Below are 26548 nucleotides of genomic sequence, written 5' to 3'. Positions count from 1 at the left end.
CTGCGTCAGCGGTCGACTGCTACCAGCACGGTGCCACATCAGCGCGCGCTCATCCACTCCTGCATGACAGTGAGCAGGTGGTCGGTGTCCACGGGTTTCGTCACGTAGTCGGACGCTCCGGCCTCGATGCTCTTCTCCCGGTCGCCCTTCATCGCCTTGGCCGTCAGCGCGATGATCGGCAGCCCCGCGAACTGCGGCATCTTGCGGATCGCCGCCGTCGTCGCATAACCGTCCATCTCGGGCATCATGATGTCCATCAGCACGACGGTGACGTCGTCGTGCTGCTCCAGGACCTCGATGCCCTCACGGCCGTTCTCGGCGTAGAGGACCTGCAGCCCGTGCTGTTCGAGGACGCTGGTGAGTGCGAAGACGTTGCGGATGTCGTCGTCGACGATCAGCACCTTCTCGCCGCCGAAGTCGCCCCCGGGGCCCGGCTCGACCAGATCCTGTCCGCTGTGCAGCCAGGCGTCGTCGCCCTGCGCGCTCTCGGCACCCTCGGCGGCCTTCGAGGCGGCTCCGCCGGCCTTGCCCCGCCCGGAGGCGGTGCCCGGGGCCGTACGGCCGTTCTGCGCCCCCTGAGCGCCGCGGCCGTTCTGGAGCGCGCGGGGCTCCGGCTGCGCCTCGGGGGGCAACTCCCGCTGCTGCTCGGGCTCCGTGGCGTTGCGCTGCCGACGCCGTCGTACGAGCGAGGCGGCGGCCCGTTCCGCCTCGGAGGCGGCGACGTCGCTCGCCGACTGGTCCGGTGTCTCGCCGGGCTCTGCCGCGCCGGACTCGGCCGTGTCCTCGGCGCCTTGGTCCCCAGGACCGAGCTGCGGCGTCTCGTCCGCCCGTTCCAGCGGTTCGATGCGTTCGGCGGCGGCCGCGCCCGTCTCCGCGGCGGCGGCGACGGCGAGCGTGCCCGAACCCAGCTGCGCGTAGCCATGGGGCGGCAGTTCGGTCGGATGCAGCGGCAGGTAGAGCGTGAAGGTGGAACCTCGGCCGGCCTCGCTCGCCGCGTAGATCTCGCCGCCCAGCAGCCGGGCGATCTCCCGGCTGATGGACAGGCCCAGGCCCGTGCCTCCGTACTTGCGGCTCGTCGTGCCGTCGGCCTGCTTGAACGCCTCGAAGATCACCCGCATCTTGCTGGCCGCGATCCCGATACCGGTGTCGGTCACCGAGAAGGCGATCATCTCGGCGTCGGCGTCCAGCAGTGATCCGTGCTCGAGCATCTGCTCCTTGATCACGTCGGGAACATCGGCCTGAGCGGAGCGGATCACCAGCTCGACGGCGCCGGTGTCGGTGAACTTCACCGCGTTGGACAGCAGGTTGCGCAGCACCTGCAGCAGCCGCTGTTCGTCGGTGTGCAGCGTGGCGGGCAGTTCCGGCGAGACGCGTACGGAGAAATCGAGCCCCTTCTCCGCGGTGAGCGGCCGGAACGTGGCCTCGACGTAGTCGACGAGCTGGACGAGCGCGATGCGCGTGGGGCTGACGTCCATCTTGCCCGCCTCGACCTTCGACAGGTCGAGGATGTCGTTGATCAGCTGGAGCAGGTCCGAGCCCGCGCCGTGGATCGTCTCGGCGAACTCGACCTGCTTCGGGGAGAGGTTCCCCTCGGCGTTGTCCGCGAGCAGCTTCGCGAGGATGAGCAACGAGTTGAGCGGCGTACGCAGCTCGTGGCTCATGTTCGCCAGGAACTCGGACTTGTAGCGCATCGAGACCGACAGCTGCTCGGCGCGCTCCTCCAGGACCTGCCGCGCCTCCTCGATCTCCCTGTTCTTGATCTCGATGTCGCTGTTGGTCTGGGCGAGCTGCTCTGCCTTCTCCTCGAGCTGCGCGTTGGACTCCTGCAGCGCGCGCTGCCGGTTCTCCAGCTCCTCCGAGCGGTCCCGCAACTGCTCGGTCAGCTCCTGCGACTGCTGCAGCAGGACCTCGGTCTTCGTGTTGACGCTGATCGTGTTGACGCTCGTCGCGATCATTTCGGCGATCTGGTTGAGGAAGTCCTTCTGGATCTGCGCGAACGGCTGGAACGCCGCCAGTTCGATGACCCCGAGGATCGTCCCTTCGAAGACGACGGGCAGCACGATGACGTGCGCCGGCGGCGCCTCTCCGAGCCCGGAGGAGATCTTCAGATAGCCAGGCGGCGCGTTCTCGACGAGGATCGTGCGGGCCTCTTGCGCAGCCGTGCCGATGAGGGACTCGCCGGGCGTGAACGTCGTCGGCATGGCCTCCGTGGAGTAGCCGTAGCTGCCGACCATGCGCAGCTCGTAGTTGCCGTCGGCGCTGTGGTCGGCGCCGATGCCCACGTCCTCCTTGTCCGCACCGGTGGAGAAGGCCAGGAAGAAGGCTCCGTGCTGCGCGGACACGACGGGCGTCAGCTCGCTCATGATCAGGCCGGCCACGTCCTTGAGGTCGCGGCGGCCCTGCATGAGACCGGAAATGCGCGCGAGGTTGCCCTTGAGCCAGTCCTGCTCCTGGTTGGCGAGCGTGGTCTCGCGCAGGTTGGCGATCATGGTGTTGATGTAGCCCTGGAGCTGCAGGATCTCGCCCGCGGCCTCGACGTCGATGCGTACGTTGTGATCGCCGCGGGTCACGGCGGTCGCGACGTCGGCGATGGCGCGCATCTGCCGGGTGAGGTTGGAGGCCATCTCGTTCACCGAGTCGGTCAGGTCCTTCCACGTGCCCGCGACGCCCCGTACGCGCGCCTGACCGCCCAGCTGACCCTCCGTGCCCACCTCGCGGGCCACCCGGGTCACCTGCTCCGCGAACGAGGAGAGCTGGTCGACCATCGTGTTGATGGTCGTCTTCAGCTCAAGGATCTCGCCGTTCGCCTCGATGTCGATCTTCTTCGTCAGGTCACCGCGGGCGATCGCGGTGGTGACCATCGCGATGTTGCGGACCTGGCCGGTGAGGTTGGAGGCCATCGAGTTCACCGACTCGGTCAGGTCCTTCCACGTACCGGCCACGCCGGCCACCCGGGCCTGTCCGCCCAGGACGCCGTCCGTACCGACCTCCCGGGCGACCCTGGTGACCTCTTCGGCGAACGTCGAGAGCGCCGTCACCATCGTGTTGAGGGTGTCCGCGAGCTGCTCGACCTCACCGCTCGCCTCCACGGTGACCTTCTTCGTCAGGTCACCGTTGGCGACGGCCGTGGCGACCTGCGAGATGTTACGGACCTGGCTGGTGAGGTTGTTCGCCATGAGGTTGACGTTCTCGCTCAGGTCCTTCCAGATGCCGGTGACGCCCGGCACCCGCGCCTGACCGCCGAGCATGCCCTCGGTGCCCACTTCGCGGGCGACGCGCGTGACCTGCTCGGCGAACGACGACAGCTGGTCGACCATCGTGTTCACCGTCGTCACGAGAGCGAGGATCTCGCCCTTGGCGTCGACGGTGATCTTCTTCGACAGGTCGCCCTGCGCGACGGCCGTCGTGACCTCCGCGATGTTCCGCACCTGGGAGGTGAGGTTGTTCGCCATGAAGTTCACGGACTGCGTGAGGTCCTTCCACGTCCCGGAGACGCCCTTGACCTCCGCCTGGCCGCCAAGGATGCCCTCGGTGCCGACCTCGCGGGCCACCCGCGTGACCTGCTCGGCGAACGACGACAGCTGGTCGACCATCGTGTTCAGGGTGTTCTTGAGCTCCAGGATCTCACCGCGCGCGTCCACGGTGATCTTCTGCGACAGGTCACCGCGGGCGACCGCCGTCGCCACCTGGGCGATGTTGCGCACCTGGTCCGTGAGGTTGCCGGCCATGCCGTTCACCGAGTCGGTCAGGTCGCGCCAGACGCCCGCGACGCCGGGCACCTGCGCCTGACCGCCCAGCCGTCCCTCCGTACCGACCTCGCGGGCCACCCGCGTGACCTGCTCGGCGAACGACGACAGCTGGTCGACCATCGTGTTGATGGTGTTCTTGAGTTCCAGGATCTCGCCGCGGGCGTCGACTTCGATCTTCTGCGACAGATCGCCGCGGGCGACGGCCGTGGTCACCTGAGCGATGTTGCGGACCTGCGAAGTCAGGTTGCCCGCCATGAAGTTGACGGAGTCCGTGAGGTCCTTCCACGTACCGGAGACGCCGTCGACGCGGGCCTGGCCGCCCAGACGGCCCTCCGTACCGACGTCCCTGGCCATCCTCGTGACCTGCTCGGCGAAGGAGGAGAGCTGGTCGACCATCGTGTTGACGGTGTTCTTCAGCTCCAGCATCTCGCCGGAGACGTCCACGGCGACCTTCTGCGACAGGTCGCCGTTCGCTACAGCGGTCGTGACCTGCGCGATGTTGCGGACCTGGCCGGTGAGGTTGCGGAACGCGGTGTTCACCGAGTCCGTCAGGTCCTTCCAGGTGCCGCCCGCACCCGGCACCTGCGCCTGACCGCCCAGTTCACCCTCGACGCCGATCTCCCGTGCGACGCGGGTCACTTCGGCGCCGAACGAGGAGAGCTGGTCGACCATCGTGTTCACCGTGGTCTTCAGCTCCAGCATCTCGCCGGAGACGTCAACGGTCACCTTCTGCGACAGGTCGCCGTTCGCCACGGCCGTCGTGACCTGCGCGATGTCCCGGACCTGCGCGGTGAGGTTGCGGAACGCGGTGTTCACCGAGTCCGTCAGGTCCTTCCAGATCCCTGCCGCGCCCGGCACCTGCGCCTGACCGCCGAGGACGCCCTCCGTACCGACCTCGTTCGCCGCGCGGGTCACCTCGTCGGCGAACGTACGCAGCGTCTCCGTCATCGTGTTGATCGTCTCGGCGAGCTGCGCGACCTCACCCCGCGCGTTGACCGTGATCTTCTGCGACAGGTCGCCGTTGGCGACCGCCGTGGTCACCTGAGCGATCTCACGCACCTGTGAAGTGAGATTGCCCGCCATGAGGTTGACGGAGTCCGTCAGGTCCTTCCACACGCCCGCCACGCCCTGCACGCGGGCCTGGCCGCCGAGCTCTCCCTCGGTGCCGACCTCCCGGGCGACCCGCGTCACCTCGGACTGGAAGGAGGAGAGCTGGTCCACCATCGTGTTGACGGTGTTCTTCAACTCCAGCATCTCACCGGCCACATGCACGGTGACCTTGCGCGAGAGATCACCCTTGGCGACCGCGGTCGTCACGAGCGCGATGTCCCGCACCTGCGCGGTCAGCCGGGACGCCATCGTGTTGACGGAGTCCGTCAGGTCCTTCCAGGAGCCGGACATGCCGCGCACCCGCGCCTGGCCGCCCAGCTTCCCCTCCGTGCCGACCTCGCTTGCGACGCGCGTCACTTCGTCCGTGAACGCGGAAAGCTGATCCACGAGCCCGTTGACGGTGCGCCCCACCTTCAGGAACTCGCCGCGCAGCGGCCGCCCGCTGCCGTCGGCCCCGCGGGAGCGCAGATCCATCCGCTGCTCCAGGTCGCCCTCGGCCACCGCGGTCAGCACTCTGCCGACCTCCGAGACGGGCCGGACCAGGTCCTCCACCAGGGCGTTGGACGCGTCGATCGCCGCCGCCCACGATCCCTCGCACGTGCCGGTCTCGAGCCGCTCCGTCAGCTTGCCCTCACGGCCGACCACCCGCCGTACGCGGGCCAGCTCGCCGGTCAGGTGGAGGTTCTGATCCGCGACCTCGTTGAAGACCGCGGCGATCTCCGCCATGGGCCCGTCACCGGTGACGGTCAGACGTTTACGGAAGTTACCGTCACGCATCGCCGTCAGGGCCGTCAGCAGCCGATTGACGGTAGCCGCGTCGACCTCGATCGTCCCGCTCTTCCGGGAGCGGCCGCCCTTCGCACGCGCACTCTTGCCACGCGCCGCTGCGCCAGACTCCACCGTGTCCCTCCCGAAGGGTCGACCGTCCTGCCGTCATACCCGGGCTGTTGCTTCGAGCCTTCCCAGTGTTTCACCCTGCCCGAACCAGGCGATAACAGTTCGGCAGCATGGCACACCGCTCTCCACACACCCCGGACGGAAAACACACTGGATCCGGCACCCGCGCACACTGCGAACGTAAGTAACCTGGCTTCCGGCTGTCCATCCGTCCCGTGTTGCGGACAGAGCGCGAAAAGTGCGAATCGTACGAAAACGCACGGAGAGGGCCGGGGGGCAGCTGCGAGAGCATGAAAGGCAACGGAGGGGCGCCGCGGGTGACGCAAGAGCAGAGCGCCGAGCGCGGGAGTCCGCCCGCGGACGGCGACGTGGGTCTCCCGGCCGGCCGCAACGGGGACGGCCCCGCAGACGGCAGCGCGAGAACGCCCGCCATCGCGGCGCAGCACGCCCCGCAGGGCTCCGACGGGGCGCAGGGCACCGACGGGGCGCGGGCCGGAAGCGATCAGCGATACAAGGGGAGACGAGTGATCACCGCGAGGGCAGCGGCCACGTTCGAGCCTGTCGGACGTTCCGTCGCGACGGCCCGCGCCTTCGTGCGGGACACCCTCCAGGGCTGGGGGCTCGGCGACATCGTCGACGACGCCGTCGTCCTGACCAGCGAACTCGTCACCAACGCAGTGGTGCACGCCGGCACGGCCGCCGAGGTCGTGTGCCTGCGCGACGGCGAAGGCGTACGCATCGAGGTCGTCGACCGCTATCCCGAGCGCGAACTGCCGCTCCAGGACCCCGCCCACGTCCTCGGCAGCCCGGACCGTGAAGGCGGCCGCGGGCTCCTGCTGTGCGCCGCACTGGCCTCTCACTGGGGCGTGGACTACACGGCCGCCGACAAGCGCGTCTGGTTCAGCCTCGACCTGCCAGAACGCCCCGTGGGCACCCGTGCCGCAGGACCCGCCCTGCCGGACGACGCCCTTCCCGTCGCCGACGCGCGCGTACACGTGGCCGTCATCCAGATCGACCGCGGCGGCGCCATCTCCGCCTGGAACGAGGACGCGGAGCAGCTCTTCGGATATCCGGCGGAGCAGGTCGTCGGCAAGCCGCTCACCGACTTCGCCGCCTGGCCCCACACGCCGGGGACGAGCACCGGCATCGCCGAGGCGCTCCACCTCTCGCGCTGGGAGGGCTCGTACGGGCTGCGGGACGCCGACGGCCGTACGATCCCCGTCTACGCCTCTCACCTGCGTGTGCGCGACAGCGACGGCGAACCGTCCACCGTGTGCCTGCTCGTACGCGACCACGAACGGGCCGTTCTGCAGTCCCCGTTGCGCTCTCCGGCACCCGACTCCGCGAGCCGCCACGACAGCGGCGAGGGCCCCGGCGACCCCTTCGAAATCTTTATCGGTTCCCCGGCTCCGGACGATCTCGACGGCTTGCTCCAGCGAACGGTGGAGCGTGCCCGGGACATGCTGGACGGCGACTCCGCCTACCTCCTGCTGGCCACCGACGACGAGACCGAACTCGAAGTCCGTGCGTCCACCGGGCTGCCCTCCGCCCGCCAGCGCTTCGCCCGCGTCCCGGTCGAGGCGGGCACCGGGCGTTACGGATCGGCCCGCATGCCCTCCGTGCACGAGGACCTCACGGTCGTACCGGGGGCGGTGCCGCTGCTCGCCGGCACGGGCATGCGTTCCGTCGTCACGGTGCCGCTGAAGGTCGAGGGCAGGCTCACCGGTTCGCTGGGCGTGGCCACCGAGTCCCCCGGCCGGTACACCAACGAGGAAGCCCTGCGCCTCCAGTTCGCCGCCGACCGCATTGCGCTCGCCGTCGAACGGGCCCGCCTCACCGAGCTGGAGAGGCTGCGCCGCGGCTCGCTCTCCTTCCTCGTCGAAGCCTCCGACCTGCTGGCCGGCACCCTCGACCGGGACCAGACGCTCGCGCTCATGGCGCAGATGACGGTGCCCACGCTCGCCGCCTGGTGCGCCGTGTACACGGTCGCCGAACCCGGCTCGGACCCGAAGCTCTCGTACGTGCTGCACGAGGACGAGGACCGGATCGACCACCTCAAGGCGCTCCTCAACAAGGTCGATCCGCCGGACCCCGTGCCCGCTCCCGGCGCCCGTGTGTGGAGCGCCCCGTCGGACGCGGCGCACTCGGCGGCGCTGCGCAGCTCGCTGCGCACGGTGGTGCTCGGCGAGGAGGAACACCATCTGTCGCCGGGCTCGACCCGGGCCACGGCGACAGCGGTCGGCGGCGAGACCGTCGTGCTTCCGCTCGTCGCCCGCAACCGCGTCATCGGCATGCTCACGCTGGGCAAACCGGCAGAAGAACGGTTCCGTCAGGAGATCCTCGAACTCGCCGAGGATCTCTCCCGCCGTGCGGCGCTGGCCCTCGACAACGCGCGGCTCTACTCGGAACGTACGGCCATCAGCCAGTCGCTGCAGCGCAGCCTCCTCCCGCCCGAACTGCCCGAGGTCAGCGGCGGAGTCGAGGTCGAGGTCATCTACCGCGCGGCGGGCGAGGGCAACGAGGTCGGCGGCGACTTCTACGACCTCTTCGACATCTCCGAGGACACCTACGGCTTCGCCATCGGCGACGTCTGCGGCACCGGCCCCGAGGCGGCCGCGGTGACCGGACTCGCCAGGCACGCCCTGCGCCTGCTCGCCCGCGAGGGCCTGGGCGGACCCGCGGTCCTGGACCGGCTGAACACCGCGATCCTCGACGAGGGCGCACGCAGCCGCTTCCTGACGCTTCTCTACGGCGAGCTGCGGCCGCAACGTGACGGCAGCGCCGAGCTGAAGGTCGTCTGCGCCGGCCATCCGCTTCCACTGCGGCTGCGTCAGGACGGCAGTGTGGAACCGGCCGCCGACCCGCAGCCCCTCCTCGGCGTCATGGACGACCTCGAACTGTATGAGCAGAGGGTCATCCTCGACCCCGGCGACGTGCTCCTCTGCGTCACGGACGGCGTCACCGAGCGCCGCGAAGGCACCCGCATGCTCGGGGACGACGGGCTCGCGGACGTTCTCACCAGCTGTACGGGCCTCACTGCCGGCGCCGTCGCCGCGCGCATCATGCGCGCCGTCGAGCGATTCGCCAGCGCGGCGCCCTCGGACGACATGGCCATCCTCGCCATGCGCGTTCCCGAGTAGACACGGCACGGAAACCGGCGGGCGCAAACACGAAAGAGGCTTCCGCCGGTGGACGGAAGCCTCTTCAACTCGCTGCTCAGAGCCCCAAAACGGAATCGAACCGTTGACCTTCTCCTTACCATGGAGACGCTCTGCCGACTGAGCTATTGGGGCGCGCTGCAGCCGGATCTTACCCGACGGACGATGCCGCTCCACAAATCGACCCGGCGGCCCGGCACCAACCCGCCCTGACGCTCGCCGGGTTCGCAGCCCGCAGACGCCGCCTGTGAACATACGGACGGCGAAGATCCGCGGACTCAGCAGGGCGGGCCCTGTCAGCAGGCGGAATCCATCAGCAGGCCACCGAGCCCGTTGCAGGCGGAGACCAGGCGATGGAGTTCGCGCTTCGTCATCGACGTAGAGACGGGGAGCGCTAGCGTCTCGTCCGCCGCACGCTCCGATTCGGGCAGCCACACATCGCTGCGGAACTCCGCGGTGCGGTGGGCCGGCGTCTTGACCGGTACGTAGCAGTCCACTCCGCGCGACCGGAGTGCGCGTTTGAAGGCGTCCCGGTCGGGTCGTCCGTTGCCCGGCACACGCACCACGTACTCGGTGAACGAATGCTGCACCCCGAGGGCGACGGAGGGTATGACCACGCCTCGCAGCCGCCTCTCGAGGTAGTCGGCGAACTGCCGGCGGCGCGCGGCGTCCACGGAGACCACTGAGCGTTCGGGCTCGGGATCGACCACCCGGAGACCTCGCCGCTGGGCGACCTCGTGCAGGCACACCATGTCCGCGGGATGACCGAAGAGATGAACCGGCGCGATGGCGACCGTCCGGTCCGTGACCGCGGCGTCAACTGCCGCGGGGGACAAGCAGAAGCTCAACGGATCGATGTCCGCGAACACCGGGCGCGCCCCCACCGCCCGTACTGCGCCTGCCACTTCGGCTCCGCCGAAGCCCGGCACCACAACCTCGTCTCCGCTGCCTATGCCGACGCCCGTCATCTCAGTCGCGCTCATGGCGCCGATGGTGCGGGCGGAAAATGAACTGCCGGTGACGAAATGAATAAGGGCTGTGGTTCCAAAACCGAACAGTTTCGGAACCACAGCCCTTGAATGATAGTTCGGCGGTGTCCTACTCTCCCACACGCTCCCGCATGCAGTACCATCGGCGCAGTAAGGCTTAGCTTCCGGGTTCGGAATGTGACCGGGCGTTTCCCTCACGCTATGACCACCGAAACACACCCCCCACACACGGGTGGGGGAAACTCTGTGTTCTCTGTGTTGTGTCAGCGCACTCTTCACTTAACAACCGGCCGGCAACCCTTTGGTGCGGGGTGCGGGGGGTTGTTGTTTCAGATACTGCACAGTGGACGCGAAGCATGTGTGGTCAAGCCCTCGGCTTATTAGTACCGGTCAACTCCAACCCTCACGGGTCTTCCATATCCGGCCTATCAACCCGGTCATCTCCCGGGAGCCTTAACCCCACACAGGGGGTGGGAGTCCTCATCTCGAAGCAGGCTTCCCGCTTAGATGCTTTCAGCGGTTATCCCTCCCGAACGTAGCCAACCAGCCATGCTCTTGGCAGAACAACTGGCACACCAGAGGTCCGTCCGTCCCGGTCCTCTCGTACTAGGGACAGCCCTTCTCAAGACTCCTACGCGCGCAGCGGATAGGGACCGAACTGTCTCACGACGTTCTAAACCCAGCTCGCGTACCGCTTTAATGGGCGAACAGCCCAACCCTTGGGACCGACTCCAGCCCCAGGATGCGACGAGCCGACATCGAGGTGCCAAACCATCCCGTCGATATGGACTCTTGGGGAAGATCAGCCTGTTATCCCCGGGGTACCTTTTATCCGTTGAGCGACGGCGCTTCCACAAGCCACCGCCGGATCACTAGTCCCGACTTTCGTCCCTGCTCGACCCGTCAGTCTCACAGTCAAGCTCCCTTGTGCACTTACACTCACCACCTGATGACCAACCAGGCTGAGGGAACCTTTGGGCGCCTCCGTTACATTTTAGGAGGCAACCGCCCCAGTTAAACTACCCACCAGACACTGTCCCTGATCCGGATCACGGACCCAGGTTAGACATCCAGCACGATCAGAGTGGTATTTCAACAACGACTCCACACCCGCTGGCGCGAATGCTTCACAGTCTCCCACCTATCCTACACAAACCGAACCGAACACCAATATCAAGCTGTAGTAAAGGTCCCGGGGTCTTTCCGTCCTGCTGCGCGAAACGAGCATCTTTACTCGTAGTGCAATTTCACCGGGCCTATGGTTGAGACAGTCAAGAAGTCGTTACGCCATTCGTGCAGGTCGGAACTTACCCGACAAGGAATTTCGCTACCTTAGGATGGTTATAGTTACCACCGCCGTTTACTGGCGCTTAAGTTCTCAGCTTCGCCACACCGAAATGTGACTAACCGGTCCCCTTAACGTTCCAGCACCGGGCAGGCGTCAGTCCGTATACATCGCCTTACGGCTTCGCACGGACCTGTGTTTTTAGTAAACAGTCGCTTCTCGCTGGTCTCTGCGGCCACCACCAGCTCCGAGTGCAAGACTCTTCACCGGCCGTGGCCCCCCTTCTCCCGAAGTTACGGGGGCATTTTGCCGAGTTCCTTAACCATAGTTCACCCGAACGCCTCGGTATTCTCTACCAGACCACCTGAGTCGGTTTAGGGTACGGGCCGCAACAGCACTCGCTAGAGGCTTTTCTCGACAGCATAGGATCATCCACTTCACCACAATCGGCTCGGCATCAGGTCTCAGGCTTCGTGCCATGCGGATTTACCTGCATGACGCCCTACACCCTTACCCCGGGACAACCACCGCCCGGGCTGGACTACCTTCCTGCGTCACCCCATCACTCACCTACTACAGACTCGGACCGCCGGCTCCACCACACCAGCCGTTTTCCGAAGAATCCGACCGGGGGTTTCACGGGCTTAGCATCACCTGATTCAGCGCTGGCGCACTGCCACGGGTACCGGAATATCAACCGGTTATCCATCGACTACGCCTGTCGGCCTCGCCTTAGGACCCGACTTACCCTGGGCAGATCAGCTTGACCCAGGAACCCTTAGTCAATCGGCGCACACGTTTCTCACGCATGTATCGCTACTCATGCCTGCATTCTCACTCGCATACCGTCCACAACTACCTTCCGGTGCTGCTTCACCCGGCACACGACGCTCCCCTACCCACCCCAACAGGCGTTAGCCCTTCACGTTGGAGTGACACGACGTCGGCGGTGTGCTTGAGCCCCGCTACATTGTCGGCGCGGAATCACTTGACCAGTGAGCTATTACGCACTCTTTCAAGGATGGCTGCTTCTAAGCCAACCTCCTGGTTGTCTCTGCGACTCCACATCCTTTCCCACTTAGCACACGCTTAGGGGCCTTAGTCGATGCTCTGGGCTGTTTCCCTCTCGACCATGGAGCTTATCCCCCACAGTCTCACTGCCGCGCTCTCACTTACCGGCATTCGGAGTTTGGCTAAGGTCAGTAACCCGGTAGGGCCCATCGCCTATCCAGTGCTCTACCTCCGGCAAGAAACACACGACGCTGCACCTAAATGCATTTCGGGGAGAACCAGCTATCACGGAGTTTGATTGGCCTTTCACCCCTAACCACAGGTCATCCCCCAGGTTTTCAACCCTGGTGGGTTCGGGCCTCCACGAAGTCTTACCTCCGCTTCACCCTGCCCATGGCTAGATCACTCCGCTTCGGGTCTTGAACACGCTACTCAGACCGCCCTCTTCGGACTCGCTTTCGCTACGGCTCCCCCACACGGGTTAACCTCGCAACATGCCGCAAACTCGCAGGCTCATTCTTCAAAAGGCACGCAGTCACGACGCACCAAGCAAGCTTGGCACGCGACGCTCCCACGGCTTGTAGGCACACGGTTTCAGGTACTCTTTCACTCCGCTCCCGCGGTACTTTTCACCATTCCCTCACGGTACTATCCGCTATCGGTCACCAGGGAATATTTAGGCTTGACGGGTGGTCCCGCCAGATTCACACAGGATTTCTCGGGCCCCATGCTACTCGGGTGGTCCTCAAACAAGTTGCTGACATTTCAGCTACGGGGGTCTTACCCTCTACGCCGGGCCTTTCGCATACCCTTCGCCTACATCAACAATTTCTGACTCGCCGACCGGCCGGCAGACCGGACAAGAGAACTCCCACAACCCCGTACATGCAACCCCTGCCGGGTCTCACACACATACGGTTTAGCCTCATCCAGTTTCGCTCGCCACTACTCCCGGAATCACAGTTGTTTTCTCTTCCTGCGGGTACTGAGATGTTTCACTTCCCCGCGTTCCCTCCACACACCCTATACATTCAGATGCGGGTGACAGCCCATGACGACTGCCGGGTTTCCCCATTCGGACACCCCCGGATCACAGCTCGGTTGACAACTCCCCGGGGCCTATCGCGGCCTCCCACGTCCTTCATCGGTTCCTGGTGCCAAGGCATCCACCGTGCGCCCTTAAAAACTTGGCCACAGATGCTCGCGTCCACTGTCCAGTTCTCAAACAACAACCAGCCACCCACCACCCCCACCCCATCGGGGCGAAGTACACCGGGACCGGCAACCAAGAGACCCACGACCAACCACCGGAAACCAGCGGCCGCCCGCACTCTCAGACACCCAACAGCGCGCCCAGCCCCCACCGCCGGCAGCGGACCGTCTTCCACACCTGCAACAACACAGGCAGTACTAACGGCCGACACCGGCACGAGAGCTGAATAGTCAACGTTCCACCCATGAGCGTCCAGCACCGGACGTGCGCCGGTGTACTGGCTCTGTCACCACCCGGCCCGGGGGCCGGCGGTGAGAGATGCTCCTTAGAAAGGAGGTGATCCAGCCGCACCTTCCGGTACGGCTACCTTGTTACGACTTCGTCCCAATCGCCAGTCCCACCTTCGACGGCTCCCTCCCACAAGGGGTTGGGCCACCGGCTTCGGGTGTTACCGACTTTCGTGACGTGACGGGCGGTGTGTACAAGGCCCGGGAACGTATTCACCGCAGCAATGCTGATCTGCGATTACTAGCGACTCCGACTTCATGGGGTCGAGTTGCAGACCCCAATCCGAACTGAGACCGGCTTTTTGAGATTCGCTCCACCTCACGGCATCGCCACTCATTGTACCGGCCATTGTAGCACGTGTGCAGCCCAAGACATAAGGGGCATGATGACTTGACGTCGTCCCCACCTTCCTCCGAGTTGACCCCGGCAGTCTCCCGTGAGTCCCCAGCACCACAAGGGCCTGCTGGCAACACGAGACAAGGGTTGCGCTCGTTGCGGGACTTAACCCAACATCTCACGACACGAGCTGACGACAGCCATGCACCACCTGTACACCGACCACAAGGGGGGCTCTGTCTCCAGAGCTTTCCGGTGTATGTCAAGCCTTGGTAAGGTTCTTCGCGTTGCGTCGAATTAAGCCACATGCTCCGCCGCTTGTGCGGGCCCCCGTCAATTCCTTTGAGTTTTAGCCTTGCGGCCGTACTCCCCAGGCGGGGCACTTAATGCGTTAGCTGCGGCACGGACAACGTGGAATGTCGCCCACACCTAGTGCCCAACGTTTACGGCATGGACTACCAGGGTATCTAATCCTGTTCGCTCCCCATGCTTTCGCTCCTCAGCGTCAGTATCGGCCCAGAGATCCGCCTTCGCCACCGGTGTTCCTCCTGATATCTGCGCATTTCACCGCTACACCAGGAATTCCGATCTCCCCTACCGAACTCCAGCCTGCCCGTATCGAATGCAGACCCAGGGTTAAGCCCCGGGCTTTCACATCCGACGCGACAAGCCGCCTACGAGCTCTTTACGCCCAATAATTCCGGACAACGCTCGCACCCTACGTATTACCGCGGCTGCTGGCACGTAGTTAGCCGGTGCTTCTTCTGCAGGTACCGTCACAAAAGCTTCTTCCCTGCTGAAAGAGGTTTACAACCCGAAGGCCGTCATCCCTCACGCGGCGTCGCTGCATCAGGCTTCCGCCCATTGTGCAATATTCCCCACTGCTGCCTCCCGTAGGAGTCTGGGCCGTGTCTCAGTCCCAGTGTGGCCGGTCGCCCTCTCAGGCCGGCTACCCGTCGTCGCCTTGGTAGGCCATCACCCCACCAACAAGCTGATAGGCCGCGGGCTCATCCTGCACCGCCGAAGCTTTCCACCACCAGACCATGCGGCCGGCAGTCCTATACGGTATTAGACCCCGTTTCCAGGGCTTGTCCCGAAGTGCAGGGCAGATTGCCCACGTGTTACTCACCCGTTCGCCACTAATCCACCCCCGAAAGGGCTTCATCGTTCGACTTGCATGTGTTAAGCACGCCGCCAGCGTTCGTCCTGAGCCAGGATCAAACTCTCCGTGAATGCCTACAAGACAGACCCGAAAGAGCGGCACAACCAGAAGGAATAATCCCGGTCGCGCACAACATCCTCGCTGTCATCAAAGAAATCCCCACCCCCGGCAAACACACCAGGGGCACGAGGTATCAACATATCTGGCGTTGACTTTTGGCACGCTGTTGAGTTCTCAAAGAACGGACGCTTCCATCACAACCCTGCCACAGGCCACTCCGGGCGCTTCCCTCTCGGTGATTCCAACCTTACCAGGACCGCTTTCCGAATCCGTTTGCCGGACCCTCCAGTTGGTACTGGCTGCGGGTCTGCGTCGGCGAAGATCGCCCGTTACCCGCTGAGTTGGAGCTGCAAACATACTCGAGCGGAGCGCCTGGATGCAAATCGAGGCGCTCCGCTCGTCGTTGGGACTCAGACCTCGACGACCACGGGGAGGATCATCGGGCGGCGGCGGTAGGTGTCGGAGACCCACTTGCCCACTGTGCGGCGTACCAGCTGCTGGAGCTGGTGCGTTTCTGCGATCCCGTCCTGTGCCGACTTGGCGAGCGCCTCGTCGATCTTCGGAACCACCCGCTCGAAGTCGGCGTCGTCGATGCCCGAGCCGCGCGACTGGATGTGCGGCCCACCGACGATCTTCCCTGTGCTGCTGTCCACGACGACGAAGACCGAGATGATCCCCTCGTCGCCGAGGATGCGGCGGTCCTTGAGGGAGGACTCCGTCACATCGCCGACCGAGAGGCCATCGACGTACACGTAGCCGGCATGGACCTTGCCCGCGATGGTGGCCTTGCCGTCGATCAGGTCGACGACGACCCCGTCCTCCGCGATGACGACCCGCTCGCGCGGCACTCCGGTCTGGGCCCCCAGTTCGGCGTTGGCGCGCAGATGGCGCCACTCACCGTGCACCGGCATGAGGTTCTTGGGCTGGCAGATGTTGTAGAAGTACAGCAGCTCGCCGGCCGAGGCGTGCCCGGAGACGTGGACCTTGGCGTTGCCCTTGTGCACGACGTTGGCGCCCCAGCGGGTGAGACCGTTGATGACCCGGAACACGGCGTTCTCGTTGCCCGGGATGAGGGACGAGGCGAGGATCACCGTGTCGCCCTGGACGATGCGGATCTGGTGGTCGCGGTTGGCCATGCGGGACAGCGCCGCCATCGGTTCGCCCTGCGATCCGGTGCACACGAGCACCACTTCGTCGTCCGGGAGGTCGTCGAGCGTCTTGACGTCGACGACGAGACCGGCGGGGACGTCCAGGTAGCCGAGGTCCCTGGCGATTCCCATGTTGCGGACCATCGAACGGCCCACGAAGGCCACTCGCCGTCCGAACTCGTGGGCGGCGTCCAGGATTTGCTGAATGCGGTGCACGTGACTGGCGAAGCTCGCCACGATGATGCGCTTCTGTGCTCCGGCGAACACCTGCCGGAGCACACCCGAGATGTCCCTCTCCGGCGGGACGAAGCCCGGTACTTCGGCGTTCGTCGAGTCGGAGAGCAGCAGGTCGATGCCTTCCTCGCCGAGGCGCGCGAAGGCGCGCAGATCCGTCAGGCGCCCGTCCATCGGGAGTTGGTCCATCTTGAAGTCGCCGGTGTGGACGACCATGCCCGCGGGCGTGCGGATCGCGACGGCCAGCGCGTCGGGAATGGAGTGGTTGACCGAGACGAACTCGCACTCGAAGGGCCCGATGCGCTCGCGGTGGCCTTCCTCGACCTCCAGCGTGTACGGCCGGATGCGGTGCTCCTGCAGCTTCGCCTCGATCAGTGCGAGGGTCAGCTTGGAGCCGATCAGCGGGATGTCGGCCTTCTCGCGGAGAAGGAACGGTACGCCGCCGATGTGGTCCTCGTGCCCGTGCGTCAGCACGATGCCGTCGATGTCGTCGAGACGGTCCCTCAGCGAAGTGAAGTCCGGCAGGATCAGGTCGACTCCGGGCTGTTCTTCCTCGGGGAAGAGCACGCCGCAGTCGATGATCAGCAGCCTGCCGCCGTACTCGACGACAGTCATGTTGCGGCCGATTTCGCCCAGGCCGCCGAGCGGCGTGATGCGCAGGCCGCCTTCGGGCAGCTTCGGCGGTGGGCCGAGCTCGGGATGCGGATGACTCAAAAGACTCTCCTCACCAGACGCGCGCCTCCCTGGCCTCCGGCGTGGGGACCCCACTGGCCTCCGGCATGAGGGTTCCGGTGGGTCTCCTCATGAGGGACCCCGCCGGCCTCCGGCATGGGGAACCCCACCGGCCTCCGGCATGAGGGACCCGTGGGACACGTGGCGCGCGCGATATTCGGGTAATGGGGGTTGATGCTTCTCGCTCGTACTGACTATGTCTGGATTCTTCTGGTGTTGCCCGTTATGGAGTTATGACGTCGGTGTTCAGATCTGCACGCCGCCGTGTGCGAGGTCGTGCCGCAGCTGCTGCGTCTCCTCAGGGGAAAGCTCGACGAGCGGCATCCTGAGGGGCCCGCCCGGCAGGCCGCGGAGCGTGAGGGCGGCCTTCGACGTGATCACACCCTGCGTGCGGAACATGCCCGTGAAGACGGGGAGCAGCTTCTGGTGGATCTCGGTGGCCTTGGTCACATCACCGCTGAGATGTGCCTCGAGCATCGAACGCAGCTCCGGCGTGACCAGGTGACCGACCACCGAGACATAGCCGATCGCGCCGACGGAGAGCAGCGGCAGGTTGAGCATGTCGTCGCCGCTGTACCAGGCGAGTCCGCTGGTGGCGATGGCCCAGCTGGCACGGCCCAGGTCGCCCTTCGCGTCCTTGTTGGCGACGATCCGCGGGTGCTCGGCAAGCCGCACGATCGTCTCGGTGTTGATCGGGACGCCGGAACGGCCGGGGATGTCGTAGAGCATCACCGGGAGATCAGTGGCGTCGGCGATGGCGGTGAAGTGCCTGAAGAGGCCCTCCTGCGGCGGCTTGTTGTAATACGGCGTCACCGCGAGCAGGCCGTGTGCACCGGCCTTCGCCGCGTCGCGCGCGAGTTCGAGACTGTGTGCGGTGTCGTTCGTACCGGCTCCGGCGACGATGTGGGCGCGGTCGCCGACCGCTTCGACCACTGCCTGCACGAGCTGGGCTTTCTCGACATCGCTGGTCGTCGGGGACTCGCCGGTGGTGCCGTTGAGGATCAAGCCGTCATTGCCGGCGTCCACCAGGTGAACGGCGAGCTGCTGCGCACCGTCGAGGTCGAGGGCGCCGTCTGAAGTGAACGGCGTGACCATCGCTGTCAGGACCCGCCCGAAGGGCGTGTGCGGTGTGGAGGTCGGAGCCATAGGGTCCACGCTACTCGCAGCTCGGGCGGTCGTGCCCCCTCGGGGCCATGGTCATGGTCATCCGGCGGTTACGAAGGCGGATTACACGCTCTTGACGGCGCCCTGTGGCAAGGGAGACCCGGCACTGCCTGCTCGGGGGTTCAAGCAGTGCCGGGCCGTGATTTCAGCGTAGACGTACTACACGAAAGCCCGCAATCCGGGCATTTAAGGAGCGACGCGGCCGTTGGCGTTGAAGGCCTCATACGTGAGGGGCATCAGCTTCGACCACTGCTCCTCCATCAGCTCACCCACCATCTCGATCTCCCGCTGCGGGAACGACGGCACCTTCGCCTGCTCGTGCTGGGTGCGCAGGCCGAGGAAGTGCATGAGGGAGCGGGCGTTGCAGGTCGCGTACATGGAGGAGTACAGGCCGACCGGGAGGACGGCCCGGGCCACCTCGCGGGCGACACCACCGGCCAGCAGGCGCTGATAGGTCTCATACGCCTGCCGGTAGGACTCCTGCATCGCGGAGCTCGTCAGTTCGTGCTGCTCAGGGGTGCCCTCCACGAACTCGTACTTGCCTGGACGGCCCTGCTGGACGAGCTTCCGGGTGGGCGCCGGGGTGTAGAAGACGGGCTGGAGCTCGCGGTAGCGGCCCGACTCCTCGTTGTAGGACCAGCCGACCCTGTGCCGGTGGAACTCCCGGAAGACGAAGAGCGGAGCACTGATGAAGAAGGTCATCGAGTTGTGCTCGAAGGGGCTGCCGTGGCGGTCGCGCATCAGGTAGTTGATCAGGCCCTTGGAGCGCTGCGGGTCCTTGTGCAGCTCCTCCAGGGACTTCTCGCCCCCCGTCGAGACCCGGGCCGCCCACAGCACGTCGGTGTCGGCGGCACTGTGCTTGACCAGCTCGACGGTCATGTCTCCGCGGAAGCTGGGTGCGGCGGGCTGGTCTGGAGTGTCGGTCACGGGCGGTCCTTCCGTGTGGTGCGGCTTCCGGGCGCGCCAAGCCTACGGCGGACCACCGACACTCCCCGACCGTGCCCGGCGTCCTTCGCCCAGCTCCCGACCGCATCCGTGGCCGCCTGCCGTGGGACCGCGTTTTCGCAGGCCTGGGCTGTCGCGTACGCACCTTCTGTCCGGACAAAAGGTGCGGTCTGATGTGATAAGGGGGGTCGCTGCTGGATGCCACGTGTCCGCTTGGTATTTTTGATGCACGTCCTCCTTCACCCGGCACTTCTGAGCCGCCACGGGCGTTCTACCTACGAAACCTTCCAGAACGATCTCGACAGGAGCCCCCTGCCCATGTTCCGCCGCGGAGAGTCAGTACCGTTCGCGTTCCTCGCCGACGCCGACCGGTTCCGCAGCAATGTCACGCCGCCGCCGCGTGCCCAGCGAAGTGCCGCCGAGAAGGCAGGCAGCGCCCTGTTCGGCCTGACGGTCGTGGCGGGGCTCGTCGGTTCCCTGATTCTGGGCGTCCCCGCCCTCGATCCCGAACGTCAGTCGCAGCACGGCGGGCCCGCCGCCGCCGAGAGCCGCTGACCCCACCGGGCGTCACAGCCCGACGTTCCCTCCGCCCCCCGGCGGCCGCGCCGCGCCGCGCCGACCTGCCGGGCTGGCCGGGTCCCGCACACCTCGCTAGTGTCCTCGCGCACCACCCGATCCACCCGAACGGGACCGTTCCGAGCGAGGACCACCAGTGCCCCTGCCCTTCATGACGTCCGCAGGACAGTCCGGCGCGGCAGAGCAGCCGGACCAGAGCCCCAGCCCCCTGCCGCACGACGTCCGTGAGCACTGGCGCCGTCCGTACCGTCCCGGCCCCTGGCGGGTCGGGGGTGCCGCGGTGCTGCTGCTGCTCGCCTCGTACATGCTGTTCTCCGCGCTGATCATCGCCATGTCGGGGGCGATTCCCGGCGCGCTGGTCTGTCTCGGCGCCGCGGCGGCGGTCATCGGGCTGGCGCTGCGGCTCCTGCGGGTGGGCGTATGGGTCTCGGCGTACGGCCTGCGGCGGGTCGGCCTCCTCAACACGGTGACGCTGGGCTGGGCCGACGTGGCGGCCGTACGGACGGTGCAGCAGCCGGTGCGGTGGCTGGGGCTGCCGCGGACCGTTCAGGGGCAGGCGCTGGACGTCGTACGGGCCGGCGACGGTGAGCGGCTGCGCACGCTGCTCACCGACCACAACGCGGACTTTCTCGCGCGGCCCGAGGCGTTCGACCGCGCAGCCGACGTCATAGAGGGCTGGGCGGCAGAATCGCGGTCGGTCGCGGAGGGAACGGCGCACCGCTGGTGACCGACGGCGCCGCGGCCGGTGGACCTTCCCGGGCACAGCGCTAGGGGGCGTCGCCGCTGCCTGCATGGCCGTTCGCGGGCCCGCCGGACGGGCCGTGCGGATGGCGCCGGTCCTCCCTGTCGTGCAGGTGGATGGCGTGCTGCATGGCCTTGCGGGCCCGGGGAGTGTCGCCTGCGTCGCGGTAGGCGACGGCCAGCCGGAACCAGCGGCGCCAGTCGTCAGGTTCCCGTTCGGCCTCGGCCTTCCTGCGGGTGAACACCTCGTCGGCGGAGTCCCTGTCGATACGGCCCGACGGCGTGCGCCGCAGTTCGTCCGCGGGCAGCCCGCCCTCCGCCTCCAGCTCCCGGGCCAGCCGCTCGGCCTTCTGTGCGAAGCGGGTGGTCTGCCACAGGAACCAGACGCCGATCAGCGGCAGGACGAGGACGGCGAGGCCGAAGGTGACGGTGAGCGGCGTGCCCTGCTCGATCAGCAGCACCCCGCGGCTGCCCGCCAGTACGAAGTAGGCGACCAGCACGGCGGCCAGTACGAAGTACGTGATCTTCGCCCGCACTCCGTCACCGGTCCAGGTCGAGGAAGTGCTCCAGCCCGTAGGTGAGTCCCGGCGTGGAGACGACGCGGCGCACTCCGAGCAGCACGCCCGGCATGAACGAGCTGCGGTGCAGCGAGTCGTGCCGGATGGTGAGGGTCTCCCCCTCGCCTCCGAGCAGCACCTCCTGGTGGGCGACGAGACCGCGCAGCCGTACGGCGTGCACCGGGACGCCGTCGACGTCCGCGCCGCGTGCGCCGTCCAGGGCGGTGGATGTGGCGTCGGGCTGGGCGAGCAGGCCGGCTTCCTCACGGGCGGAGGCGATGAGCTGCGCGGTGCGTACAGCCGTGCCGCTCGGTGCGTCCGCCTTGTCCGGGTGGTGCAGCTCCACGACCTCGGCGGACTCGAAGAAGCGGGCGGCCTGCTGTGCGAACTGCATGGTCAGGACCGCGCCGATCCCGAAGTTGGGTGCGATGAGGACGCCGGTGCCCGGTGAGGCCTCCAGCCAGCCCCGTACGGCGGCGAGGCGCTCGTCCGTCCAGCCGGTGGTGCCGACGACGGCGTGGACACCCGCCGCGACGCAGCGCTCGAGGTTGCCCATCACGGCGTCGGGGTGGGTCAGGTCGACGGCGACCTGGGCGCCGGAGCGGGTGAGACCGTCGTCGAGGCTGTCGTCGCGGTCGAGGGCGGCTGCCAGTTCCATGTCGGCGGCGGCTTCGACGGCCCGGACGGCCTCCGAGCCCATCCGTCCTTCGGAGCCGAGTACGGCCACGCGCAGCTTGCTCATCGTTTCGTTCCTTCGTGACTGCCCGGGCCGGTGCGCGGGCCGGGGGTCTGTGGCGGGAGACGGGAGTGGGGGCGGGAAGGGGCGCGTGTCAGGCCACCGCGTCCTGCAGCTGGGATGCCTGCCGGTCGGTGAGCGGGCCGATGACGGCGAGCGAGGGACGCCGGCCGAGGACGTCGCGGGCTGCTTCGCGTACGTCGTCGGGTGTCACGGCCGCGATTCTGGCGAGCATCTCGTCGACGGAGAGCTGTTCGCCCCAGCACAGTTCGCTCTTGCCGAGCCGGTGCATCAGCGCGCCGGTGTCCTCCAGGCCGAGCACCGTCGCCCCGGACAACTGGCCGATGGCACGGCGCAGTTCTTCGTCGGGCAGGCCGTGCCGTGCGGCCTGGTCCAGCTCGTCGCGGCAGATCTTCAGCACGTCGGAGAGCTGGCCGGGACGGCAGCCCGCGTACACGCCGAAGACGCCGCAGTCGGCGAAGCCGGAGGTGTAGGAGTACGTGCTGTAGGCCAGGCCGCGCTTCTCCCGGATCTCCTGGAAGAGGCGGGAGCTCATGCCGCCGCCCAGCGCGGCGCTGAGCACGCCCAGGGCCCAGCGGCGGTCGTCGTTGCGCGAGTAGCCCGGCATTCCGAGTACGAGATGGGCCTGTTCCGTGCTGCGGTCGGCGATCTCCACGCGGCCGCCCGCGCGCAGGGTGCGGGCGCCGGTACGGGGACCCACCGGCTCGCGGCCCGCCGTACGTTCGAGGGCGCCCGCCCTGTCGAAGGCCGCACGCACCTGCCGCACGACGGTGTCGTGGTCGAGGTTGCCGGCGGCGGCGACGACCAGGTGCGGCGCGTCGTAATGCTTGCGGTAGAAGCGCGCGAGACGGTCGCGCGTGAAGCCGCCCACTGTCTCGACGGTGCCCAGGACGGGGCGGCCGAGCGGTGAGTCGCCCAGCAGCGCGCGGGCGAACAGGTCGTGCACGCAGTCGCCGGGGTCGTCCTCGGTCATGGCGATCTCTTCGAGGATGACGCCCCGCTCGGCCTCGATCTCCGCGGCGTCCAGCACCGAGCCGGTGAGCATGTCTCCGACGACGTCGATGGCCAGCGGCAGGTCGGAGTCGAGGACACGTGCGTAGTAGCAGGTGAACTCCTTGGCGGTGAAGGCGTTCACCTCACCGCCCACCGCGTCCAGCGTGGCCGAGATGTCGAGGGCGCTGCGTCGCCTGGTGCCCTTGAAGAGCAGGTGCTCCAGGTAGTGGGTGGCGCCGCCGAGCGCCGGCGTCTCGTCACGGGAGCCGACGTGCGCCCAGATGCCGAGCGTCGCCGAGCGGACGGTGGGCACGGTCTCGGTGATGACGCGAAGCCCGCCGGGCAGGACGGTCTTGCGGACCTCGCCCTCGCCTGCCGCGGTCGGGCGTCCGCCGCCGGACATCGCGTTCACTCCCGATGGTGTACGGGCGACGGCCCGCCCCTCCTTGGTGGTGGGGCGGGCCGTCGCACGGTGCGAATGTGTCACTGGTCGTCCGCGGCGGCGTCGGCCGGCGCGGAGTCGTTCTGCTCGGAACCGCCGGATCCCTCGGACTCCTCGTCCTCCAGGACGGGGATGAGCGAGAGCTTGCCGCGCTGGTCGATCTCGGCGATCTCGACCTGGACCTTCTGGCCGACGCCGAGCACGTCCTCGACGTTCTCCACACGCTTGCCGCCGGCGAGCTTGCGGATCTGCGAGATGTGCAGCAGCCCGTCCTTGCCGGGGAGCAGCGAGACGAAGGCGCCGAACGTGGTCGTCTTCACGACCGTGCCCAGGTAGCGCTCGCCGACCTCGGGCATCGTCGGGTTGGCGATGCCGTTGATCGTGGTGCGGGCGGCCTCGGCGGCCGGGCCGTCGGCGGCACCGATGTAGATGGTGCCGTCGTCCTCGATCGTGATGTCGGCGCCGGTGTCCTCCTGGATCTGGTTGATCATCTTGCCCTTGGGGCCGATGACCTCGCCGATCTTGTCCACGGGGATCTTCACGGTGATGATCCGCGGGGCGTTCGGGGACATCTCGTCCGGGACGTCGATCGCCTCGTTCATCACGTCCAGGATGTGCAGGCGCGCGTCGCGGGCCTGCTTCAGCGCCGCGGCGAGCACGGATGCCGGGATGCCGTCCAGCTTCGTGTCGAGCTGGAGGGCGGTGACGAACTGGCGGGTGCCGGCGACCTTGAAGTCCATGTCGCCGTAGGCGTCCTCCGCGCCGAGGATGTCGGTGAGCGTGACGTAGTGCGTCTCGCCCTCGATCTCCTTGGAGATCAGGCCCATGGCGATGCCGGCGACGGGGGCCTTGAGCGGCACGCCCGCGTTCAGCAGCGACATGGTCGAGGCGCAGACCGAGCCCATGGACGTCGACCCGTTGGAGCCGAGCGCCTCGGAGACCTGACGGATCGCGTACGGGAACTCCTCGCGCGTCGGCAGCACCGGCACGAGCGCACGCTCGGCGAGGGCGCCGTGGCCGATCTCGCGGCGCTTGGGGGAGCCGACGCGGCCCGTCTCACCGGTGGAGTAGGGCGGGAAGTTGTAGTTGTGCATGTAGCGCTTGCGGGTCACCGGGGAGAGGGTGTCCAGCTGCTGCTCCATGCGCAGCATGTTCAGTGTGGTCACGCCGAGGATCTGCGTCTCGCCGCGCTCGAAGAGCGCCGAGCCGTGGACCCTCGGGATCGCCTCGACCTCGGCGGCGAGCGTACGGATGTCCGTGACGCCGCGGCCGTCGATGCGCTTCTTCTCACGGATGACGCGCTCACGGACCAGTTCCTTGGTCAGCGTGCGGTACGCCGCGGAGATCTCCTTCTCGCGGCCCTCGAACTGCGGGATGAGCTTCTCGGCGGCGAGGCCCTTGACGCGGTCCAGCTCGGCCTCGCGCTCCTGCTTGCCGGCGATGGTGAGGGCCTGGGCCAGCTCGTCACGTACGGCCTCGGTGAGGGCGTCGAGCACGTCGTCCTGGTGGTCCAGGAAGATCGGGAACTCGCCGACGGGCTTGGCGGCCTTCGCGGCGAGGTCGGACTGGGCCTTGCACAGCACCTTGATGAAGGGCTTGGCGGCTTCGAGGCCGGCGGCGACGATCTCCTCGGTGGGAGCCTCGGCTCCGCCCCTGACCAGCTCGACGGTCTTCTCGGTGGCCTCGGCCTCGACCATCATCACCGCGACGTCGCCGTCGGGGAGAGTGCGGCCGGCGACGACCATGTCGAAGACGGCGTCCTCCAGCTCGGTGTGTGTGGGGAAGGCCACCCACTGGCCGCGGATGAGGGCGACGCGGGTGGCGCCGATGGGGCCGGAGAAGGGAAGGCCCGACAGCTGCGTGGAACAGGAGGCGGCGTTGATGGCGACCACGTCGTAGAGGTGGTCGGGGTTGAGCGCCATGATCGTCTCGACGATCTGGATCTCGTTGCGCAGGCCCTTCTTGAAGGAGGGGCGCAGCGGGCGGTCGATCAGGCGGCAGGTGAGGATCGCGTCCTCGGAGGGCCTGCCCTCGCGGCGGAAGAAGGAACCGGGGATCTTCCCGGCCGCGTACATCCGCTCCTCGACGTCGACCGTGAGCGGGAAGAAGTCGAGCTGGTCCTTGGGCTGCTTGGAGGCCGTGGTGGCCGACAGCACCATGGTGTCGTCGTCCAGGTATGCCACGGCGGAGCCGGCTGCCTGCTTGGCCACCCGGCCCGTCTCGAACCGGATCGTGCGGGTGCCGAACGTGCCGTTGTCGATGACGGCTTCGGCGTAGTGGGTCTCGTTCTCCACCAGGGATATCTCCTCGTCTGCGTCCGGCGCCCGTGTGGCGGCGGACCGGCTGCGGAGGAGCGCTCCGTGTGCGGGCCGGTCTTCGATCGAAGCACCCGGAACTTCCTTGTGTCCGGGGGCCACTACCGAGGACCGGCGACGGCGGGGCGCCCCTGCCGCGTCTGTTTCGGGTTATGTGTGCGTGAAGCCGCGTTCCTGTGGGGGCGGTCTTCGGGTTGTACGTCGTGCAGGGACCAGCCTACAAACCATCCGGTCCCTTCAGATACGGCGAAGGGAGCGGCCCCCTGTGATGGGAACCGCTCCCTGCGTCACATGTCAGCGGGCGCCCGCCGCGCCGCGGCGGATGCCGAGGCGCTCGACGAGGGCGCGGAAGCGCTGGATGTCCTTCTTCGCCAGGTACTGCAGGAGGCGGCGGCGCTGGCCGACCAGCAGCAGCAGACCACGGCGGGAGTGGTGGTCGTGCTTGTGGGTCTTCAGGTGCTCGGTCAGGTCCGAGATACGACGGGAGAGCAGCGCCACCTGGACCTCGGGGGAGCCGGTGTCACCCTCCTTGGTGGCGAACTCGGAGATGATCTTCTTCTTGGTCGCGACATCGAGAGACGACACGCGTACTCCTCTGCGGATTCTGCCCGAGAGCGCCCCTGGTCTTCGTCTCAGGGGTTACTTCGACAACTCGGCGGGCCGCACCAGCCTACCAGCGCCGCTGC

At 67.1% G+C, this 26548-nt stretch carries 13 protein-coding genes, 1 tRNA gene and 3 rRNA genes; 3 read left to right on the top strand and 14 right to left on the bottom strand.

The genetic code is table 11. The features are described from left to right. Window positions 1-38: 38 nt before the first annotated feature. Window positions 39-5759 (bottom strand): HAMP domain-containing protein, encoded by a 5721-nt coding sequence (locus AN215_RS26765; protein ID WP_070010627.1) that lies wholly within the window; start codon window positions 5757-5759, stop codon window positions 39-41. Between the two features lie 521 nt (window positions 5760-6280). On the opposite strand from AN215_RS26765, the gene AN215_RS26760 reads away from it, so the two are divergent. Further along, window positions 6281-8896, top strand: a complete 2616-nt coding sequence (locus AN215_RS26760) for a SpoIIE family protein phosphatase (protein ID WP_070011305.1) — start codon at window positions 6281-6283, stop codon at window positions 8894-8896. Window positions 8897-8976: 80 nt separating this feature from the next. Here AN215_RS26760 and AN215_RS26755 read toward each other — a convergent pair. From AN215_RS26755 to thyX, 8 genes are all read right to left on the bottom strand, one after another. Next, window positions 8977-9049, bottom strand: a tRNA-Thr gene (locus AN215_RS26755). Window positions 9050-9210: 161 nt separating this feature from the next. After that, window positions 9211-9897, bottom strand: coding sequence for a DegT/DnrJ/EryC1/StrS family aminotransferase (locus tag AN215_RS26750; protein ID WP_070010628.1), 687 nt, complete (start codon window positions 9895-9897; stop codon window positions 9211-9213). A 102-nt stretch (window positions 9898-9999) separates the two neighbouring features. Beyond that, window positions 10000-10116, bottom strand: a 5S ribosomal RNA gene (rrf, locus tag AN215_RS26745). Between the two features lie 147 nt (window positions 10117-10263). Beyond that, a 23S ribosomal RNA gene (locus tag AN215_RS26740) occupies window positions 10264-13392 on the bottom strand. 349 nt (window positions 13393-13741) lie between these two features. Then, window positions 13742-15269: ribosomal RNA gene (locus AN215_RS26735) — 16S ribosomal RNA — on the bottom strand. Together the 16S, 23S and 5S rRNA genes form the textbook arrangement of a ribosomal RNA operon. A gap of 399 nt (window positions 15270-15668) precedes the next feature. Beyond that, window positions 15669-17354 carry a ribonuclease J gene (locus AN215_RS26730; protein WP_070010629.1) on the bottom strand — a complete coding sequence of 562 codons (1686 nt, stop codon included), beginning with the start codon at window positions 17352-17354 and terminating at the stop codon, window positions 15669-15671. 264 nt (window positions 17355-17618) lie between these two features. After that, complete coding sequence (dapA, locus tag AN215_RS26725; protein ID WP_070010630.1) at window positions 17619-18518, bottom strand: 4-hydroxy-tetrahydrodipicolinate synthase; 900 nt, start codon at window positions 18516-18518, stop codon at window positions 17619-17621. 204 nt (window positions 18519-18722) lie between these two features. Further along, entirely contained in the window at window positions 18723-19463 is a 741-nt protein-coding gene (thyX, locus tag AN215_RS26720) for an FAD-dependent thymidylate synthase (protein WP_070010631.1), read from the bottom strand. 336 nt (window positions 19464-19799) lie between these two features. On the opposite strand from thyX, the gene AN215_RS26715 reads away from it, so the two are divergent. After that, on the top strand, window positions 19800-20036 hold the full coding sequence (locus AN215_RS26715; RefSeq protein WP_070010632.1) for a hypothetical protein: 237 nt from the start codon (window positions 19800-19802) through the stop codon (window positions 20034-20036). A gap of 157 nt (window positions 20037-20193) precedes the next feature. Beyond that, window positions 20194-20784 carry a hypothetical protein gene (locus AN215_RS26710; RefSeq protein WP_070010633.1) on the top strand — a complete coding sequence of 197 codons (591 nt, stop codon included), beginning with the start codon at window positions 20194-20196 and terminating at the stop codon, window positions 20782-20784. Between the two features lie 40 nt (window positions 20785-20824). Here AN215_RS26710 and AN215_RS26705 read toward each other — a convergent pair whose 3' ends face one another. From AN215_RS26705 to rpsO, 5 genes are all read right to left on the bottom strand, one after another. Then, window positions 20825-21334 carry a tetratricopeptide repeat protein gene (locus tag AN215_RS26705; RefSeq protein ID WP_079123435.1) on the bottom strand — a complete coding sequence of 170 codons (510 nt, stop codon included), beginning with the start codon at window positions 21332-21334 and terminating at the stop codon, window positions 20825-20827. A gap of 4 nt (window positions 21335-21338) precedes the next feature. Continuing rightward, on the bottom strand, window positions 21339-22097 hold the full coding sequence (gene dapB / locus AN215_RS26700) for a 4-hydroxy-tetrahydrodipicolinate reductase (RefSeq protein WP_070010634.1): 759 nt from the start codon (window positions 22095-22097) through the stop codon (window positions 21339-21341). An 88-nt stretch (window positions 22098-22185) separates the two neighbouring features. Continuing rightward, entirely contained in the window at window positions 22186-23592 is a 1407-nt protein-coding gene (locus tag AN215_RS26695; RefSeq protein WP_070010635.1) for a M16 family metallopeptidase, read from the bottom strand. Then, on the bottom strand, window positions 23589-25841 hold the full coding sequence (locus AN215_RS26690) for a polyribonucleotide nucleotidyltransferase (RefSeq protein WP_070010636.1): 2253 nt from the start codon (window positions 25839-25841) through the stop codon (window positions 23589-23591). Before AN215_RS26690 ends, AN215_RS26695 begins: the two co-directional genes overlap by 4 nt. A 315-nt stretch (window positions 25842-26156) precedes the next feature. Then, on the bottom strand, window positions 26157-26447 hold the full coding sequence (gene rpsO, locus AN215_RS26685; RefSeq protein ID WP_055486267.1) for a 30S ribosomal protein S15: 291 nt from the start codon (window positions 26445-26447) through the stop codon (window positions 26157-26159). Window positions 26448-26548 lie beyond the last annotated feature (101 nt).

It is taken from the genome of Streptomyces abyssalis (assembly GCF_001751365.1).
Lineage (GTDB): Bacteria > Actinomycetota > Actinomycetes > Streptomycetales > Streptomycetaceae > Streptomyces > Streptomyces abyssalis.
The sequence above is the reverse complement of the archived record's forward strand: the minus strand, read 5'-3'. Positions and strand labels throughout refer to the sequence as shown.